Origin of the sequence: Salinispora pacifica DSM 45544 (genome assembly GCF_000378845.1) — a bacterium.
Lineage (GTDB): Bacteria > Actinomycetota > Actinomycetes > Mycobacteriales > Micromonosporaceae > Micromonospora > Micromonospora pacifica.
On sequence record NZ_KB905359.1, the window covers coordinates 2729641 to 2743685 of the forward strand.

Annotated in this window: 15 protein-coding genes and 1 pseudogene; 6 read left to right on the forward strand and 10 right to left on the reverse strand. The window is 71.1% G+C overall.

The features are described 5' to 3' along the window. The first annotated feature begins 314 nt into the window (after positions 1–314). Positions 315–1631 (forward strand): sensor histidine kinase, encoded by a 1317-nt coding sequence (locus tag SALPAC3_RS0112290; RefSeq protein ID WP_018811559.1) that lies wholly within the window; start codon positions 315–317, stop codon positions 1629–1631. A 10-nt stretch (positions 1632–1641) separates the two neighbouring features. Continuing rightward, positions 1642–2283: a response regulator transcription factor gene (locus SALPAC3_RS0112295; RefSeq protein WP_018221533.1), complete on the forward strand. Its 642-nt coding sequence runs from the start codon at positions 1642–1644 to the stop codon at positions 2281–2283. 13 nt (positions 2284–2296) lie between these two features. Here SALPAC3_RS0112295 and SALPAC3_RS0112300 read toward each other — a convergent pair whose 3' ends face one another. Both SALPAC3_RS0112300 and SALPAC3_RS0112305 read right to left on the reverse strand, forming a co-directional pair. Then, positions 2297–2944, reverse strand: a complete 648-nt coding sequence (locus SALPAC3_RS0112300; protein ID WP_018221534.1) for an HAD family hydrolase — start codon at positions 2942–2944, stop codon at positions 2297–2299. A 22-nt stretch (positions 2945–2966) separates the two neighbouring features. Further along, a complete protein-coding gene (locus SALPAC3_RS0112305; protein ID WP_018221535.1) occupies positions 2967–3218 on the reverse strand; it encodes a glutaredoxin family protein in 252 nt (83 codons plus the stop codon). Between the two features lie 802 nt (positions 3219–4020). Between SALPAC3_RS0112305 and SALPAC3_RS0112310 the strand changes: the two genes are divergently transcribed. The 3 genes from SALPAC3_RS0112310 (at position 4021) to SALPAC3_RS0112320 (ending at position 7143) form a co-directional block, all read left to right on the forward strand. Beyond that, positions 4021–4956, forward strand: coding sequence for an ECF subfamily RNA polymerase sigma factor, BldN family (locus SALPAC3_RS0112310; protein ID WP_018221536.1), 936 nt, complete (start codon positions 4021–4023; stop codon positions 4954–4956). A 264-nt stretch (positions 4957–5220) separates the two neighbouring features. Beyond that, positions 5221–6105: a DUF5667 domain-containing protein gene (locus SALPAC3_RS0112315; RefSeq protein ID WP_018221537.1), complete on the forward strand. Its 885-nt coding sequence runs from the start codon at positions 5221–5223 to the stop codon at positions 6103–6105. Positions 6106–6270: 165 nt separating this feature from the next. Continuing rightward, complete coding sequence (locus SALPAC3_RS0112320) at positions 6271–7143, forward strand: HAD family hydrolase (RefSeq protein ID WP_018221538.1); 873 nt, start codon at positions 6271–6273, stop codon at positions 7141–7143. A gap of 29 nt (positions 7144–7172) precedes the next feature. Here SALPAC3_RS0112320 and SALPAC3_RS0112325 read toward each other — a convergent pair whose 3' ends face one another. From SALPAC3_RS0112325 to SALPAC3_RS0112350, 7 genes and pseudogenes are all read right to left on the reverse strand, one after another. After that, positions 7173–8450: an MFS transporter gene (locus SALPAC3_RS0112325; protein ID WP_033662302.1), complete on the reverse strand. Its 1278-nt coding sequence runs from the start codon at positions 8448–8450 to the stop codon at positions 7173–7175. A 69-nt stretch (positions 8451–8519) separates the two neighbouring features. After that, positions 8520–9380: a lysophospholipid acyltransferase family protein gene (locus tag SALPAC3_RS0112330; protein ID WP_085981343.1), complete on the reverse strand. Its 861-nt coding sequence runs from the start codon at positions 9378–9380 to the stop codon at positions 8520–8522. Between the two features lie 8 nt (positions 9381–9388). Further along, the gene (locus tag SALPAC3_RS0112335; protein ID WP_018221541.1) at positions 9389–10465 is read right to left on the reverse strand and encodes an NAD-dependent epimerase/dehydratase family protein; all 1077 of its coding nucleotides are present in this window, start codon (positions 10463–10465) and stop codon (positions 9389–9391) included. A 119-nt stretch (positions 10466–10584) separates the two neighbouring features. Continuing rightward, positions 10585–10686 (reverse strand): 30S ribosomal protein bS22, encoded by a 102-nt coding sequence (locus tag SALPAC3_RS27095; protein WP_007465623.1) that lies wholly within the window; start codon positions 10684–10686, stop codon positions 10585–10587. A 202-nt stretch (positions 10687–10888) separates the two neighbouring features. Beyond that, entirely contained in the window at positions 10889–11098 is a 210-nt protein-coding gene (locus SALPAC3_RS0112345; RefSeq protein ID WP_018221542.1) for a helix-turn-helix domain-containing protein, read from the reverse strand. A gap of 180 nt (positions 11099–11278) precedes the next feature. Further along, a pseudogene (locus tag SALPAC3_RS27755) lies at positions 11279–11440 on the reverse strand (ABC transporter ATP-binding protein); the annotation flags it as partial. A gap of 55 nt (positions 11441–11495) precedes the next feature. Next, positions 11496–12413 carry a proline dehydrogenase family protein gene (locus SALPAC3_RS0112350; RefSeq protein ID WP_026185494.1) on the reverse strand — a complete coding sequence of 306 codons (918 nt, stop codon included), beginning with the start codon at positions 12411–12413 and terminating at the stop codon, positions 11496–11498. 99 nt (positions 12414–12512) lie between these two features. Between SALPAC3_RS0112350 and SALPAC3_RS0112355 the strand changes: the two genes are divergently transcribed. Beyond that, on the forward strand, positions 12513–13100 hold the full coding sequence (locus tag SALPAC3_RS0112355; RefSeq protein WP_018221544.1) for a CGNR zinc finger domain-containing protein: 588 nt from the start codon (positions 12513–12515) through the stop codon (positions 13098–13100). Positions 13101–13132: 32 nt separating this feature from the next. On the opposite strand, the gene SALPAC3_RS0112360 is transcribed toward SALPAC3_RS0112355, so the two are convergent. Further along, complete coding sequence (locus SALPAC3_RS0112360; RefSeq protein ID WP_018221545.1) at positions 13133–13984, reverse strand: sugar phosphate isomerase/epimerase family protein; 852 nt, start codon at positions 13982–13984, stop codon at positions 13133–13135. Positions 13985–14045 lie beyond the last annotated feature (61 nt).

A 14045-nucleotide genomic window follows, 5' to 3' on the forward strand; every position in this document is an offset into this window, starting at 1 on the left:
TGCTAGCGGGGCGGGTCGGAACTACAGAGTAAGCGCTTGTGAAGACACGCACAAATCGCGATCTTGGTCGCCCACGACGCGACTCCACCCGTCCCCCCGTTCCACAAGATCAATGTCTCGACTCCGCCCACGCCGTCCGGCGATTATTACTCAATTACGACTTCTCTGACCAATCACACGGGGGCGCGTCGCCCCCACTTCCCGACCGGCGTGATAGCACCGCGCGCTCTCCCCAGGGTGGTAGCGCCAGCACCTCCAGAATTTCGGCGGCGGGCAGGATGGGTGGCTTCGGTCTAACTGCCTAGCCTCGGGGGATGACCGCTGCACGCGTGGCCGCCACCCCCACCTCCAGCCCGCCGCGCACCCTGCTCCGCCAGCTCCTGCGCGACTCCGGCTACGTCCTCTCCGGCCTGCCCCTCGCCCTGGTCGGCATCGTCCTGGCCGCCACCGGGATCTCCCTCAGCCTCGGCCTGCTGGTGACCACGCTGGGCCTGCCGATCCTGACCGGAACGCTCTACGCCGTCCGCGTCCTGGCCGACCTCGAACGACTCTGGCTGCCCTCGGTGCTGAGCATGCCCCGGATCCGCCCGGTCTACCGGAGCCCCGATCCGAATGCCGGCTTCTGGGGCCGGGCCCTGGCGCCGGTACGCGATCCGCAGTCCTGGCTCGACCTGCTCCACGCGTTCAGCAAGCTGCTGGTGGCGGCTCCCGCCTTCGCCATCCTGGTCAGTTGGTGGTCCGTGGCGCTCGCCGGCGTCTGCTACCCGATATATGACCGGTATCTGCCGCACGGCCCGGACAGCACTTCCCTCAGTGAGCTCCTCGGGATGGGTGACGGTGCCGGCGCCCGGATCTTCCTGTACACCGCCATCGGTCTCTTCGCCCTGCTCACCCTGCCGCTGGTGGCCCGCGCGTGCGCGCGGACCGAGGGTGGCCTGGCCCGCGCCCTACTCACCGGCGTGGCCGAGCTACGAAATCGGATCACCACCCTCGAAGAACAAAAACGCGCGTTCGCCTCCGCCGAGGCGCACGCGCTGCGCAAGCTGGAGCGCGACATCCACGACGGGCCACAGCAACGGCTGGTCCGACTCGCGATGGATCTCAGCCGGGCCCGCGAGCAGCTCTCCAACAATCCGGTAGCGGCCGGGCACACCCTCGACGAGGCGGTTGACCAGACCCGGGAGACCCTCACCGAGCTGCGTGCGCTGTCCCGGGGCATCGCACCGCCCATCCTGGTTGACCGTGGGCTACCGAGCGCCCTCGCGGCGCTGGCCGGACGCGGGCTGATCCCGATCGAGCTACAGGTTGACGCCGGGCTCGGCGAGCCCGGCGGCCGGCTCGACCCGGCCGTGGAGAGCACCGCGTACTTCGTGGTCGCCGAGGCGCTCACCAACGTCGCCAAGCACAGCCGGGCCACCGAGTGCCGGGTACTCGTGGAACGGGCCGGACGGCGACTTCGGGTGGGCATCGACGACGACGGCCAGGGCGGCGCACACCTGGCCAAGGGGCACGGGCTGGTCGGCATCGCGGATCGGGTCCGGGCCGCCGGCGGGCAACTCCACGTGACCAGCCCCGCCGGCGGCCCCACCGAGATCCGCGCCGAACTCCCCGCGACGACCGGAAAGTGGTAGGAACGCAGCCATGCGGATCGTGATCGCTGATGACGCCGTCCTGCTCCGAGAAGGGCTGATCCGACTCCTCACCGAACGCGGCCATCAGGTGGCGGCCGCCGTCGGTGACGGCGACGCCCTGGTGCAGGCGGTGGTCACCCACCGCCCCGACGTGTCGATCGTTGACGTACGAATGCCGCCGTCGCACACCGACGAAGGGCTCCGAGCCGCCGTGCAGGCACGTGCTCTGGTGCCGGCGACGCCGATCCTGGTGCTCTCCCAGTACGTCGAGGTCTCCTACGCCGACGACCTGCTGGCCACCGGGGCCGGGGTCGGCTACCTACTCAAGGACCGGGTGGCCGCGATCGGCGAGTTCCTCGACGCGCTGGACCGGGTCGCCGCCGGGGGCACCGTCCTCGACCCCGAGGTGATCACTCAGCTCTTCGCCCGCCGCCGCCGCGACGATCCGCTGCGGGACCTGACCCCGCGCGAACGTGAGGTACTGGGTTTGATGGCCGAGGGCCACTCCAACACCGCGATCGCCCGCACGCTGGTGGTGACCGACGGCGCGGTCGAGAAGCACGTCCGCAACATCTTCACCAAGCTCGACCTCCCGCCGGACGTCGAGCAGCACCGCCGGGTCCGCGCTGTCCTGGCCTACCTCCGCGGCTGAGGCAAGCGCATGATCAATGCAGGTGGGCCAGCGCGACCGCCTCGGTGAGGGTCTCCGCGACCGGATGGCCGGAGGCCCGCAGCCGGGCGGGGTCGGTGAGGCCCCCGGCGTAGAGGACCGCGCGGCCCCCGACCGATCGGGCCGCTTCGGCGTCGTCGAGCGAGTCGCCGATCAGCACCACATCCCGGCCGTCCTGCCCCAGCTCGGCCAGGTGCCGGGTCAGTGACTCGGCCTTCCGGTCCCCACCGACCTCGGTCCGGAGCCCGTCGACCCGCAGGAAGTGCTTGGTCAGCCCGTAGGTCTGCACGGTCGGCACCAGAGCCTCGTGGAACCACATGGACAGCAACGACTGGCTTCCGGGCCAGGACGAAATCGCGTCCACCGCGTCATGCGCCAGCGCGCAGGTGGTCAGCCCGTCCAGGTACGCCTCGTGGAAGATCTTGTCCAGCTGGCCGAACGCCGCCTCGTCCACGGCCTGCCCGAGCACCTCGGCGTAGTAGTCCGCGATCGGTCGGCGAAACCGAACCCGATGCTCGTCGGCGGTCACCGCCGGCCCACCGACGCTGGCGAAGGCGACATTGGTCGAAGCCACGATCAGGTCCAGATCGTTGAGCAGGGTTCCGTTCCAGTCCCAGACCAGGTGCGGGTGCGCAGAACTCATCGCCGCACCCTACCTGGCAGCCTCAGAGCTGAGGAGTGGTCAGATCGCGGAGCAACCGCTCCTCCTCGACCCGCCAGTAGCCGTGCTCCTTGCCGTCGAGCAGCACCACCGGCAGCCGGTCCCCGTACTCGCGCTCCAGCTCCACATCGTTGGTGACGTCCTTCTCCACCCACCGGTCGTTGGTGACCGACACCACCCGTTCCAGCGCCGCCTTCGCGTCTTCGCAGAGGTGGCAACCAGGCCGGGTGAGCAGGGTGAGGCGGGGTTCACGCATCGGTCTCCTCCGTGGGGACGGCCCCGGCCCGACGACCGGAGCAGGGTCTTGCGGCGCGTACGCGTGGACAGTTTCGCCGTTGGCGAGATGCGGCACACCCAGTACCGCCCTGCGCCACACCTCGGTGACCGGCGAGCACCAGCTTCACCTCGCGCGGGAAGCGTTCACACCGACGCCGGCCACCTCCTGCCCAGCCGTCGAGTTTGGCACAGCGGACAACGACCGCCCGCACCGGCGCCGAGAGAGCACACGGGGCGTCTACCGGCGGCGCGCCGGGCATCGGGACCTCCCTCGGCCCGTCCTACCCATGGGACTTAACCGTCACGTACCGCGAGATCAACCGTCACCTGCCGTGAGACCCAGTGGCACCTTCCACCTGCCACCACGGGCGACCGCTGCCGCCATCTCGTCCCCTCCGGCCAGCCGGCACCCACCTTGCCGCGATCATCCACACCCCGACCCACCTGGGCGTCTCCCCCAAACACCGGGGAATCCGAAAGTCAACCGCACACGACGGACAACTGGTCCGGCAGCAGTGCGACTCGACCAGAAATACTTTGGCCCTGTGTAACGGACTTGCCACGCGCGGGTGACGTTGACCCTTATCATCACTCGGGTCAGCTCACCCCGTTTTCCGTGAGTCGACAACCCCTCAGCCCGAGGAGGCCCCCGTGCCCGACAGCGCATTGGACCAGCACCTCAAGGGGAGCTGCCGCGCACCGGCAACGCCCCCAGCCACACCATGCGTGCCCGACCGACCCCACCTCACCGGGGACCCGGGCCGCGGGACGGAGGTGCCCCGATGACGACGTTCGGCTACGCGCAGCGGCCAATCGGCCTGGGTGACCCGCCCGCCCGATCCGCGACGAATGAACGGCTGACACCCCGCGGGCCCCGGGATGACGGCCGGCTCGCCGCCCGGAGCGACAACGGGGTACGCAGCCGTCCGCATCCCAACGAAACCCCCGCCCGGAGCGGGCCACCGGGCGCGAACGCCAAACCGATCGAGGCCCGGGTGGCCTCGCCAGCCCGGCCGGCCATGCCCGTACAGGGCCGCCGGAGCGCCGACCCACCCGCCAGCGCCGACTCCGCCGGCACCGACACGGCGGTGCTCCCCGCGCTGCCCGCCAGCACACCCGCCACCGGCTTTCCGAGCCGTCCCGACCCGTCCGACCCGGCCACCGAGATCTGGGCCCTGGTCGAGCGCGCACAGGCCGGGGAGGCCGAAGCCTTCGGCCTGATCTACGACCGGTACGTGGACACCGTCTTCCGGTTCGTCTACTTCCGGGTCGGTAACCGCCAGCTGGCGGAGGACCTCACCTCCGACACCTTCCTCCGGGCGCTGAAGCGAATCGGTAGCTTCACCTGGCAGGGCCGAGACCTCGGGGCCTGGCTGGTGACGATCGCCCGCAACCTGGTGGCGGACCACTTTAAGTCCGGCCGTTACCGGCTCGAGGTAACCACCGGCGACGTCCTCGACGCCGAACGCGAAGACCGGGGGCCGGAAGGCAGCCCGGAGGCGGCCGTGGTCGAGCACATCACCAACGTCACCCTGCTCGGCGCGGTCAAGCAGCTCAACCCGGAGCAGCAGGAGTGCATTGTGCTCCGCTTCCTCCAAGGCTTCTCGGTGGCGGAGACGGCGCGGGCCATGGGCAAGAACGAGGGCGCGATCAAGGCCCTGCAGTACCGGGCGGTTCGCGCCCTCGCCCGACTACTCCCGGACGGCTTCCGGGCATAACCACGCTGGCGGCGGCGGTGACGCCCAGGCAGGTCGAGCTCCGATGACATCCATCACTTTCCGGGCTTTTTCTCCACCACTGGCCCCGTAACCCCGACCCGGCGCGGCGCGTTCATCCGGGTGCGACCGATGCAGTCCCGGCGTCCCCCGGGTTCTCGGTTCCGGCCCCACCGCCGGCCCCGAGCCTCCCGCGACGCCCACCGTCCTCGGTCGTCGGTGACGATCGCGGCCAACCGGCCGCGCCCAGCGAGGGAGGTGCCAGCGGTGAACAGCGACCTCTTTGTCTCCCGTCGGCGCGCCAGGCGTTTCGCGCAACTACTCGACGAAGCGAACGGCGGCCGACGACACCACGTCCGATCTCGGGTTGACGAAAAGCTCACCGACCTCGTCGCGGTCGGGCACCAAGTTGGTGACGCTGCCCCGACGGTCGAGGTCAGTGCCGAGTTCCGGACCGGCCTACGGGCGATGCTGCTGGCCACCGCCGAACGCGAGGGCCTCGGCCGACCCGCCCCGGCGGCCACCACCGACCAGACCGAAAAACGCCCGGCGCCACACCGCTCCCCCCTGCTCCCCGCCGTTACCGCGCGGCGAGCCCGGGCCCGCGGTGCGATCCTGATCGGCATCGCGACCGGCGCCGTCGCCGTCTCCGGCATCTCCGCGGCCAGTGAGAACGCGGTACCGGGCGACGCGCTGTACGGGATGAAGCGGTCGACCGAGCGTGCGCAGCTCGCGTTGACCGGCTCGGACCACAGCCGGGGGCAGCTCTTCCTGGACTTCGCGCGGACCCGCCTGAGCGAGGCGGCCCAACTGCGCGACGACCGGGCCGGTTACAGCGGGGTCCTGGACGATATGGACGCCGACACCCGCCAGGGCGTACGCCTGCTCACCACCGCCGCGGTGCAGGCCTCCGACCGGACAGCACTGGACGTGGTTGACGCCTTCGTCGCCGCGCAGCGTACGGCGGTCAGCGAGCTTGTGGGCGACCGGCCCCGCGCCGACCGTGACCGCACCGAGCACTCACTCGCGCTCCTCGGAGACGCCCTTGAGCGCTCGGGCGCGCTGCGCGCCGCCATCGACTGTGGCCTGCCCGCGCCGAACGGCAGCGACACGCTCGGTCCCACGCCGGCGAGCTGCCCCGCCAACCGCTGACGCCGGCCGAGGCGGGCCGACCCCACTCCATCCACGGAGCCAACGACCGGCGACGGGCCACGGCACACCTGGGTCGATTGCCTCGTTGCGGGCCCGCCCCGGTGCACCACCCGGCTACCCTCGCCAGGTGGCGCAGAATGCGCCGGTCGTCCGGAGGGGGAGCGCGTGGCCAGCCGAAAGGTGCCGGTGAGCACCGACACCCGCAGTCCCCTCCCCGCGGGGAGTTCGGCCGCCGGTGCACCGACCCCGCCGCCGGATCGGGCCGCGGCTGCCTTCTTCGACGTGGACAACACCTTGATGCAAGGAGCATCGATCTACTGGTTCGCCCGCGGACTCGCCGCGCGCAACTACGTCACCACCAGCGACCTACTCCGCTTCGCCTGGCAGCAGCTGCGGTTCCGGGTACTCGCCACCGAGCATGTCGGCGACATGTCGCAGGTCAAGGAGGCCGCGCTCGCGTTCGTCGAGGGCTGGCAGGTGGAGGAAGTGGAGCGCCTCGCCGAGGAGATCTTCGACGAGCTGATGGCGCCCCGGATCTGGGCCGGCGCGCGGCGGCTCGCTCAGGACCACCTCGACGCCGGGCAACGGGTTTGGCTGGTCAGCGCCGCGCCGGTGGAGATCGGCCGGGTGATCGCCGCCCGGCTGGGGCTCACCGGTGCCATCGGAACGGTGGCCGAGGTGGTTGACGGCGCCTACACGGGACGGCTGGTCGGCGACCTGATGCACGGGCCCGCGAAGGCGGAGGCGGTGACCCGGCTCGCCGCGGCGGAAGGGCTGGATCTCTCCCGCTGCACCGCCTACAGCGACTCCGCCAACGATCTGCCGATGCTCGCCGCGACCGGCCGAGGGGTCGCCGTCAACCCGGATTCCGCGCTGCTGCGGGAGGCCCGCCGACGCGGATGGGAGGTACGGGACTTCCGTACCGGGCGCCGGGCGGTCAAGATCGCCGTCCCGTCCACCGCCGCCGTCGGGCTGGTCGCCGGAGCGGTCACCGCGGGGCTGGCGCGGCACCGCCGCCGCTCGTCCGTCCGGACGTGAGCTCCCCCGCCAACGCGCTCCCGTCGCCGTCACCGGGCGGTTGAGTCGGCCGGAACCAGGGTTGGCGTCGGGTCGTCGGTGTGGGCGAGGTGGCCGAACTGACGCCACAGCCCACCGACGAGCAGCGCCGAGCCGGCGAAGGCGAACCAGAATGGACCGGTCATCCCGAGCAGGGTGACCAGTGGGCCGCCGAGCGCCGCGCCGACCACCAGCCCGCCGAACCCACTCATGGTGTAGATGCTGCTGACCCGACCCTGGAAATAGATCGGAACCGCCCGCTGCCGAATGGTCAGGGCGGTGGCGCCCCAGGCGAACGCGTGCGCCCCGAAAACGAAGAGGATGCCCGAGGCGACCCAGGGCGAGGTGGTGACGGCGAGACCGAGGTGGGTGAGGGTTTCGATGATCAGCCCGGCCCGCATGACGCCCCCGAGGCTCACCCGGCGGGTGAGCCAGCCGTACCCGACGGTGGCGAGCAGCCCGCCGGCCGCCATCGCCGTATTGATCAGGCCGAAGCCGACGGCGCCGAGGCCGAGCCGCGCCTCGGCGTAGAGCACCAGGATGGACCAGGCGGCGCCGTAGGTGATGTTGAAGAACAGGGCGGTCAGGCAGAGCGTCCGAACGGCCGGATGACGGACCGCCAAGCGGAACCCCGCCCCGATGTCACTGCGCAGATCACGGGGCTGGCCCGCCGATTCCCGCTCCCGCGGCGGCAGCGACACCCGGGACACCAACAGCAGTCCGGCCGCGAGGAAAACCGTGTTGGTGGCGAAGGGCCAGGACCGACCGGCCGCGAAGAGGACGGCCCCGAGCGCCGGGCCGGCCAGTTTGTTCAGCGTGATGACCCCGGCCAGGACGCGGGCGTTGGCGATCGCCAGGTCCTCCCGACGCACCAGCATCGGCGTCAGCGTCCCGGTCGTGTTGTCCACGAACACCTCGGCAGCGGCGAGCAGTGCCAGCGTCAGCAGCACCACCGGCACCGATACCCGGTCGGTCACCAACGCCCCGACCAACACGCCCAGCGCGCCGACCCGGACCGCGTTCGCCACCAGCACGATCCGCCGCCGGTCGAGACGATCGGAGAGCACGCCGGCCCAGAGGCCGAACACCAGCTGCGGCGCCCAACGCAGCAGGGCCGCCAGCGCGACCAGGAACGGGTTGGTGGTCAACGACGCCACCAGCAGCGGCCCGGCCGCCACCGCGATCCCGTCGCTCAGGTTCGTCGCCCACGACGAGGCCAGCAACCAACGGAACCCACTGCCCAACCGAGCTGGCGCGACCGCCTCGACGACTCTCCGCACAACGAGCACCGTACGAGGGCACCGGTCGATCGCAACCGCATTTGCCCGCCCCGGGCTCGCCGCCGGTGGCGCCCCCGGTCAGGGGCCGAACGGGTCCGGCCGCTGCTCCAGCAGCCGGTGCAGGGTCTGCTGAATGGTCTCCCGCACCTGGTCAGCGAGGTTGAACACGACCAGCGGGTCATCGGCCGAGTCGGTCAGGTGCTCGGTGATGATCGGCGGGCAGAACTCGATCAGCCACTTGCTCGGCAGCGGCACCATGCCCAGCGGGCCGAGCCAGGGGAAGGTCGGCGTGACGGGGAAGTACGGCAGCTTCAGCAGTCGGGCGAGGGGCTTAACATCGGCGAGCATCGGGTAGGTCTCCTCGCCCCCGACAATCGCCACCGGCACGATCGGGGTTCCCGTACGCAACGCCGCGGAGACGAAGCCGCCCCGACCGAATCGTTGTAGCTTGTAGCGCTCCGCGTACAGCTTGCCGACGCCCTTGAAGCCCTCGGGGAAGACGCCGACCAACTCACCGGAGTCGAGCAGCCGCTCGGCGTCCGGGTTGCAGGCGACCGTGCCGCCGCCCTTGCGGGCGACCGCCGACACCACCGGAACCCGGAAGACGAGGTCCGCGCCGAGCAGGCGGAGAAACCGGTGCTGCGGGTGCTGGTCGTGGATCATCGCCGAGAGGATCAGCGCGTCCAGGGCCACCGTGCCGGAGTGGTTGCCCACCACGAGGCCGGCTCCCGCGTCGGGCACATGCTCCAGCCCGGTGACCTCGGTGCGGAACCAGTCGCGGTAGAGCAGCCGCACCAGCGGATGAAACACGGACCTGGTGAGCTGCGGGTCGAAGCCGAACTCGTCGATCTCGTAGTCGCCGGCGAGGCGTCCACGCAGAAACGCCAGCCCGCTCGCCACCTTCCGGTCCCAGTGATCGCCGGGCTGTTCGGAGAGCATCCCGGCGGTCACGACTGCTCCCCAGCGGCAGCGGAGCGGACCTGCCGGACCCCATCGAGCACCAGCTGCTCAGCGGCGGCGAGGCGTTCCCGGGTCACCACGATCCCGTTGCGGTGGGCGCGGATGAAGTCGTCGAAGGCGGCGGCGGTCGAGCGTGGGGTGAAGCCGTACTCCCGCTGGAGCCGGCTGGTGTCCACGACCCGACCGTGTACGAAGAGGTCGACCTGGTCCAACCCGTAGCGGCCGAAGCCGAGCGTACGGGCCAGCGCGGCCGCCCCGGAGAGGCCCGGCTCCAGCACCGGCACCGCGACCCGGCCAGCCCGTCGAATGGCCTGGGAGAGCGCCAGCACCCCGGAGCCGGCGACGTTGTAGGTGCCGGGATGGTCCCGCACGACCGAGCGGTGCAGCACCTCCAGCGCGTCCTCGAAGTGCAGGAACTGCAGCCGCGGGTCGCGGCCGAACACGGTGGGCACCAGCGGTTGGGCGAAGTAGCGGGTGAGCGTGGTGTCGGCGGTCGAGCCGATGAACGGCGCGAACCGCAGCACGGTGGCGGTCACGTCGGGGCGGCGGCGGCGAAACCCACGCACGTACCCCTCGATGTCCAGGATGTCCCGGCCGAAGCCACCGCGCGGTACCTCCCGCGGCTCGGTCTCCTCGGTGAAGACCGCCGGGTCACGGAAGGACGCGCCATAGGCGGCGGTCGAGGAGCGGACGACGAGCTTGCGCAGCCGGGGCGCGTGCTGCGCGGCGGCCAGCAGCTGCATCGTGCCGATGATGTTCTGTTCCTTCATGGCCGCGCGGCCCCCGTGCTGTGGGTCGGGAGCACTGATCAGGGCCAGGTGCACGACGGCGTCAACGTCGAGGTCGGCGAGGAGGCCGCCGATCGAACCCGCGTCCACCCGGACCCGCTCGACCCCGTTGAGCAGGTCGGTGAGCTCCCCACCTGCCGCGGGTGGATCGACTCCGATAACCCGCCCGACCCGCGGGTCGGCGGCGAGCCGCGCGGCGACGTGCGCGCCAAGGTAGCGGCTGACCCCGGTCACGACAACGACCCCCGGGGCACCGGAGGGGCCACCGGGGGTCATGCCGCACACCGTCCCCGGCAGGCGGGATCGAGCCGGAACATCCGCGGCTTGATCACCTAAGCCTCCGAGGGTCGACAGCTGGCACGTGATGACGGTGCCGGGCCCAGCCCGGCACCGACTCACTTGCCGAGACGGCGACGCTGGACGCGGGTCTTGCGCAGCAGCTTGCGGTGCTTCTTCTTAGCCATGCGCTTGCGGCGCTTCTTGACCACCGAGCCCATACGACAGCCTTTCGATGCAATGTGCGGGGCGGACCGGATGACACCGGCATCCGCTTGCGGACAACGGACCGGACCTGCGGGACGGGCGGCGGAGCGCATCTGTGGTCACGGTCGGGTCCAGGGTAGCCGGGAGGCATCAGCAGGACCAACGCGGCCCCTCGATGCTGGTCATCACGGCCGCTTCCCGCCCGCGAACGCCGACTCAGGCAGTTTCCTGGAAGGCCCCGCGCAGGTACTCGTGCACCGCGTGCTCGGGGACGCGAAACGACCGGCCGACCCGGACGGCGGCGAGTTCGCCGCTGTGCACCAAACGGTAGACCGTCATCTTCGACACCCGCATGACCGTCGCCACCTCGGCGACGGTGAGGAACCTGACCCCCGACAGCTGGCCGTCGGACCGCAACCCGGCCATGGCTCACCGACCCATCCCATGCCCGGCGCGTGCTATCCCGACGGGGCTTCCGCCGGACCGGCGACGCGCGTGTTACCAGTACGGTAACGGGGCCGATGTGACCGGCGCGAACCCTTCGGACAAACCGTACTGATTCATACCAGCGGAGTCCGGACGGACCGCCTCAGCCGCCGGGCAGCGCCGCTCGGCCCCACGGAGCCCGGTGGCGCCGGTGGCGCCACCGGTGCCACCGGACGAGCGCCCCGAGCCGCTTCCGGACGCGGACCGGGGCTCCGTGCTGGGAGCGGGCACCAGTGTGTCAGGGCCCTCGTCGGGGCCCGACACCGGTAGATCATGACTGCCGCCGCGGGCGTGACCACCGGCCCACCAGGCTCGGCTACCGGCCCACCAGGCCTGGCTACCGGCCCATCAGGGCGTGGGCGAGAAACCCCAGATTGGCGGGGCGCTCGGCCAGCCGACGCATGAGATAGCCGAACCACTCCTCGCCGTACGGCACGTACGAGCGCACGGTGTATCCGTCGCCGATCAGGCGGGCCTGATCGGCGGAGCGGATGCCGTAGAGCATCTGGAACTCGAACTGGTCCGGCCCCCGGTCGAACCAGCGGGCCCGGTCCTCGCCGATCGCGATCAGGCGGGGGTCGTGCGTGGCGAGCATCGGGTAGCCGGCCCCGGCCAGCAGAATACTCAGGCAGCGTACGTAGGACCGGTCCACGTCCCGGGCGGACTGGTAGGCCACCGATTCGGGCTCCCGGTACGCGCCCTTGCAGAGCCGAACCCGGGAACCGGCGCCGGCCAGCTGCCGGCAGTCGGACTCGGTCCGGCGCAGATACGCCTGGAGTACCGCCCCAGTGGACGGATAATCCGCGCGCAGCTTGTCCAGGATGTCCAGAGTGGAATCGGTCGTGGTGTGGTCCTCCATGTCGAGGGTGACCGTGGTGCCCCCGGCCTCGGCCGCCGCGCAGATCGCCCGGGCGTTGTCGTAGGCGAGCTGCTCGTCGAAGGTCTGCCCGAGCGCGGAGAGCTTGACGCTCACCTCCGCGGCGGGGGTGAGCCCGTCGGCGGCGAGCGCCGCCAGCAGGTCGAGGTACTCGTCACGAACGGCGCTGGCCTGCTCGGGTGTGACCGTGTCCTCACCGAGGTTGTCGAGGGTGACCGTGAGCCCGTCGGCGACGAGGGCGCGGGTCACCCGCAACGCGTCCTCGGGCCGGGGGCCGGCGACGAACCGGTGCACCACGTTCCGAGTGAAGGGGGATGTCGCCACGAGCCGCTCGCACCGCGATGACCGGGCCGCAGCGAGAATTACGGTACGAAGCATGGGCTGAAGAGTAGCGCTCATAGCAGCAAAATGGCGGTGCTGTCACATCGCGCTACATCGACACGTCGGATGCCCGGGAAGTCGTCTACGGTGGGTGACGTGAACTTCGACGCGTACGCCCGGACCGGAGTTGATCTGATCAATATCCGGCTGGACGACCTCGACGCCCTCCGTTCGCTCTTCCCCGAGGACATCGCGTGGATGCGGGACGCGGTGTCGGAGCGAGATCTCACCATCTTCCGACGGGCGCAGAAGCGACTTCGTGACGTCTTCGAATACGGTACGTCGGGACGGGACATCCAAGCCGTCGCCGAGTTGAACGCCCTGTTGGAGGCGTACCCGGTGCAGCCGCGCATCTCCGGGCATGACTCCAGTGACTGGCACATGCACGTCACCAGCCGCGGCGCCTCGGTGAGTGCGGAGTACCTGGCCGGTGCGGTCTGGGGGCTGTCGGTGTGGCTCTGTGAATACGGCAGCGCCCGCTTCGGGGTCTGTGCGGACGAGCGGTGCGGCAACGTCTATCTGGACACCTCGTCGAACTGCTGCCGGCGGTTCTGCTCGGAGCGCTGCGCCACCCGCTCCCACGTGGCGGCGCACCGGGCCCGCAAGCGGGCCGCGATCCGCGACCGGGTCACGGTGGCGGCGCAGTCCGCCGCCCCGGCCGACAACCTGACCGCGATCAGCTGAGCGTCGACCTTCCGCCGGGGACGCGCCGCCGGCTAGGCTCCGGCTTCCCCGTCGCCCGGCCGTGCCGGTTCCGGCCCGGCGGGGGTTGCGGCCGGGAGGTCGTCGAGGTGCTGACGGGCGAAGGCCAACGCCGCCCGTAGGTCCGCCTCCCGGACTGCGCGGCCCTTCGCCCGCCGGGTTGACACCTCCACCGCCACCGAGCCGGTGAAGCCTCGGCCGGCGAGCGAGCGCAGTAGCTCGGCGCAGGGCTGGGTCCCTCGCCCGGGGACGAGATGCTCGTCGCGCCCCTCACCGGTGCCATCGCCCAGGTGAACGTGGGCCAGGCCGGCGCCCATCCGGTCGGCCAGCTCCAGCGCGTCGGTGTGGGATGCGGCGCAGTGCGACAGGTCAAGGGTGTAGGTGGGGTATCCCGTCACCGTCGGGTCCCACCCCGGGGCGTACGGGACGAACCGCCGCCCCGCCATCCGCACCGGATACATGTTCTCGACCGGGAAGCTGATGCCACTGAACCGCCCGGAGACCTCGGCCAAGCCCTCGGCGAAGTTGCGGGCGTAGTCCCGCTGCCAGGTGAACGGGGGGTGCACCACCACGGTCGGCGCGCCCAGCGCCTCGGCCAGCTCCCCGGATCGGCGCAACCGCTCCCACGGGTCGGCGCTCCACACCCGCTGGGTAACCAGCAGACACGGGGCGTGCACGGCGAGCACCGGCACGCCGTAGTGCTTGGCGAGCCCGGTCAGGGCGTCAGCGTCCTGGCTGACGGCATCGGTCCAGACCATCACCTCGACACCGTCGTAGCCGAGCGTCGCAGCCAGCTGAAAAGCCGCCGCGGTCCGCTCGGGGAAGACCGACGAGGTGGATAGGAGAACCGGAACTCGGGAGGACACAGCATCGAGAGTAGCGGGCACCGAGAGGGATCTTCAGGATGAACCCCGGCAAATACCGCGG

Excerpts from the sequence above, each read along its gene's own strand:
- SALPAC3_RS0112290 (WP_018811559.1), top strand. The coding sequence starts at position 315 with ATGACCGCTGCACGCGTGGCCGCCACCCCCACCTCCAGCCCGCCGCGC.
- SALPAC3_RS0112295 (WP_018221533.1), top strand. The coding sequence starts at position 1,642 with ATGCGGATCGTGATCGCTGATGACGCCGTCCTGCTCCGAGAAGGGCTG.
- SALPAC3_RS0112300 (WP_018221534.1), bottom strand. The coding sequence starts at position 2,944 with ATGAGTTCTGCGCACCCGCACCTGGTCTGGGACTGGAACGGAACCCTG.
- SALPAC3_RS0112305 (WP_018221535.1), bottom strand. The coding sequence starts at position 3,218 with ATGCGTGAACCCCGCCTCACCCTGCTCACCCGGCCTGGTTGCCACCTC.
- SALPAC3_RS0112310 (WP_018221536.1), top strand. The coding sequence starts at position 4,021 with ATGACGACGTTCGGCTACGCGCAGCGGCCAATCGGCCTGGGTGACCCG.
- SALPAC3_RS0112330 (WP_085981343.1), bottom strand. The coding sequence starts at position 9,380 with ATGCTCTCCGAACAGCCCGGCGATCACTGGGACCGGAAGGTGGCGAGC.
- SALPAC3_RS0112335 (WP_018221541.1), bottom strand. The coding sequence starts at position 10,465 with ATGACCCCCGGTGGCCCCTCCGGTGCCCCGGGGGTCGTTGTCGTGACC.
- SALPAC3_RS27095 (WP_007465623.1), bottom strand. The coding sequence starts at position 10,686 with ATGGGCTCGGTGGTCAAGAAGCGCCGCAAGCGCATGGCTAAGAAGAAG.
- SALPAC3_RS0112345 (WP_018221542.1), bottom strand. The coding sequence starts at position 11,098 with ATGGCCGGGTTGCGGTCCGACGGCCAGCTGTCGGGGGTCAGGTTCCTC.
- SALPAC3_RS0112350 (WP_026185494.1), bottom strand. The coding sequence starts at position 12,413 with ATGCTTCGTACCGTAATTCTCGCTGCGGCCCGGTCATCGCGGTGCGAG.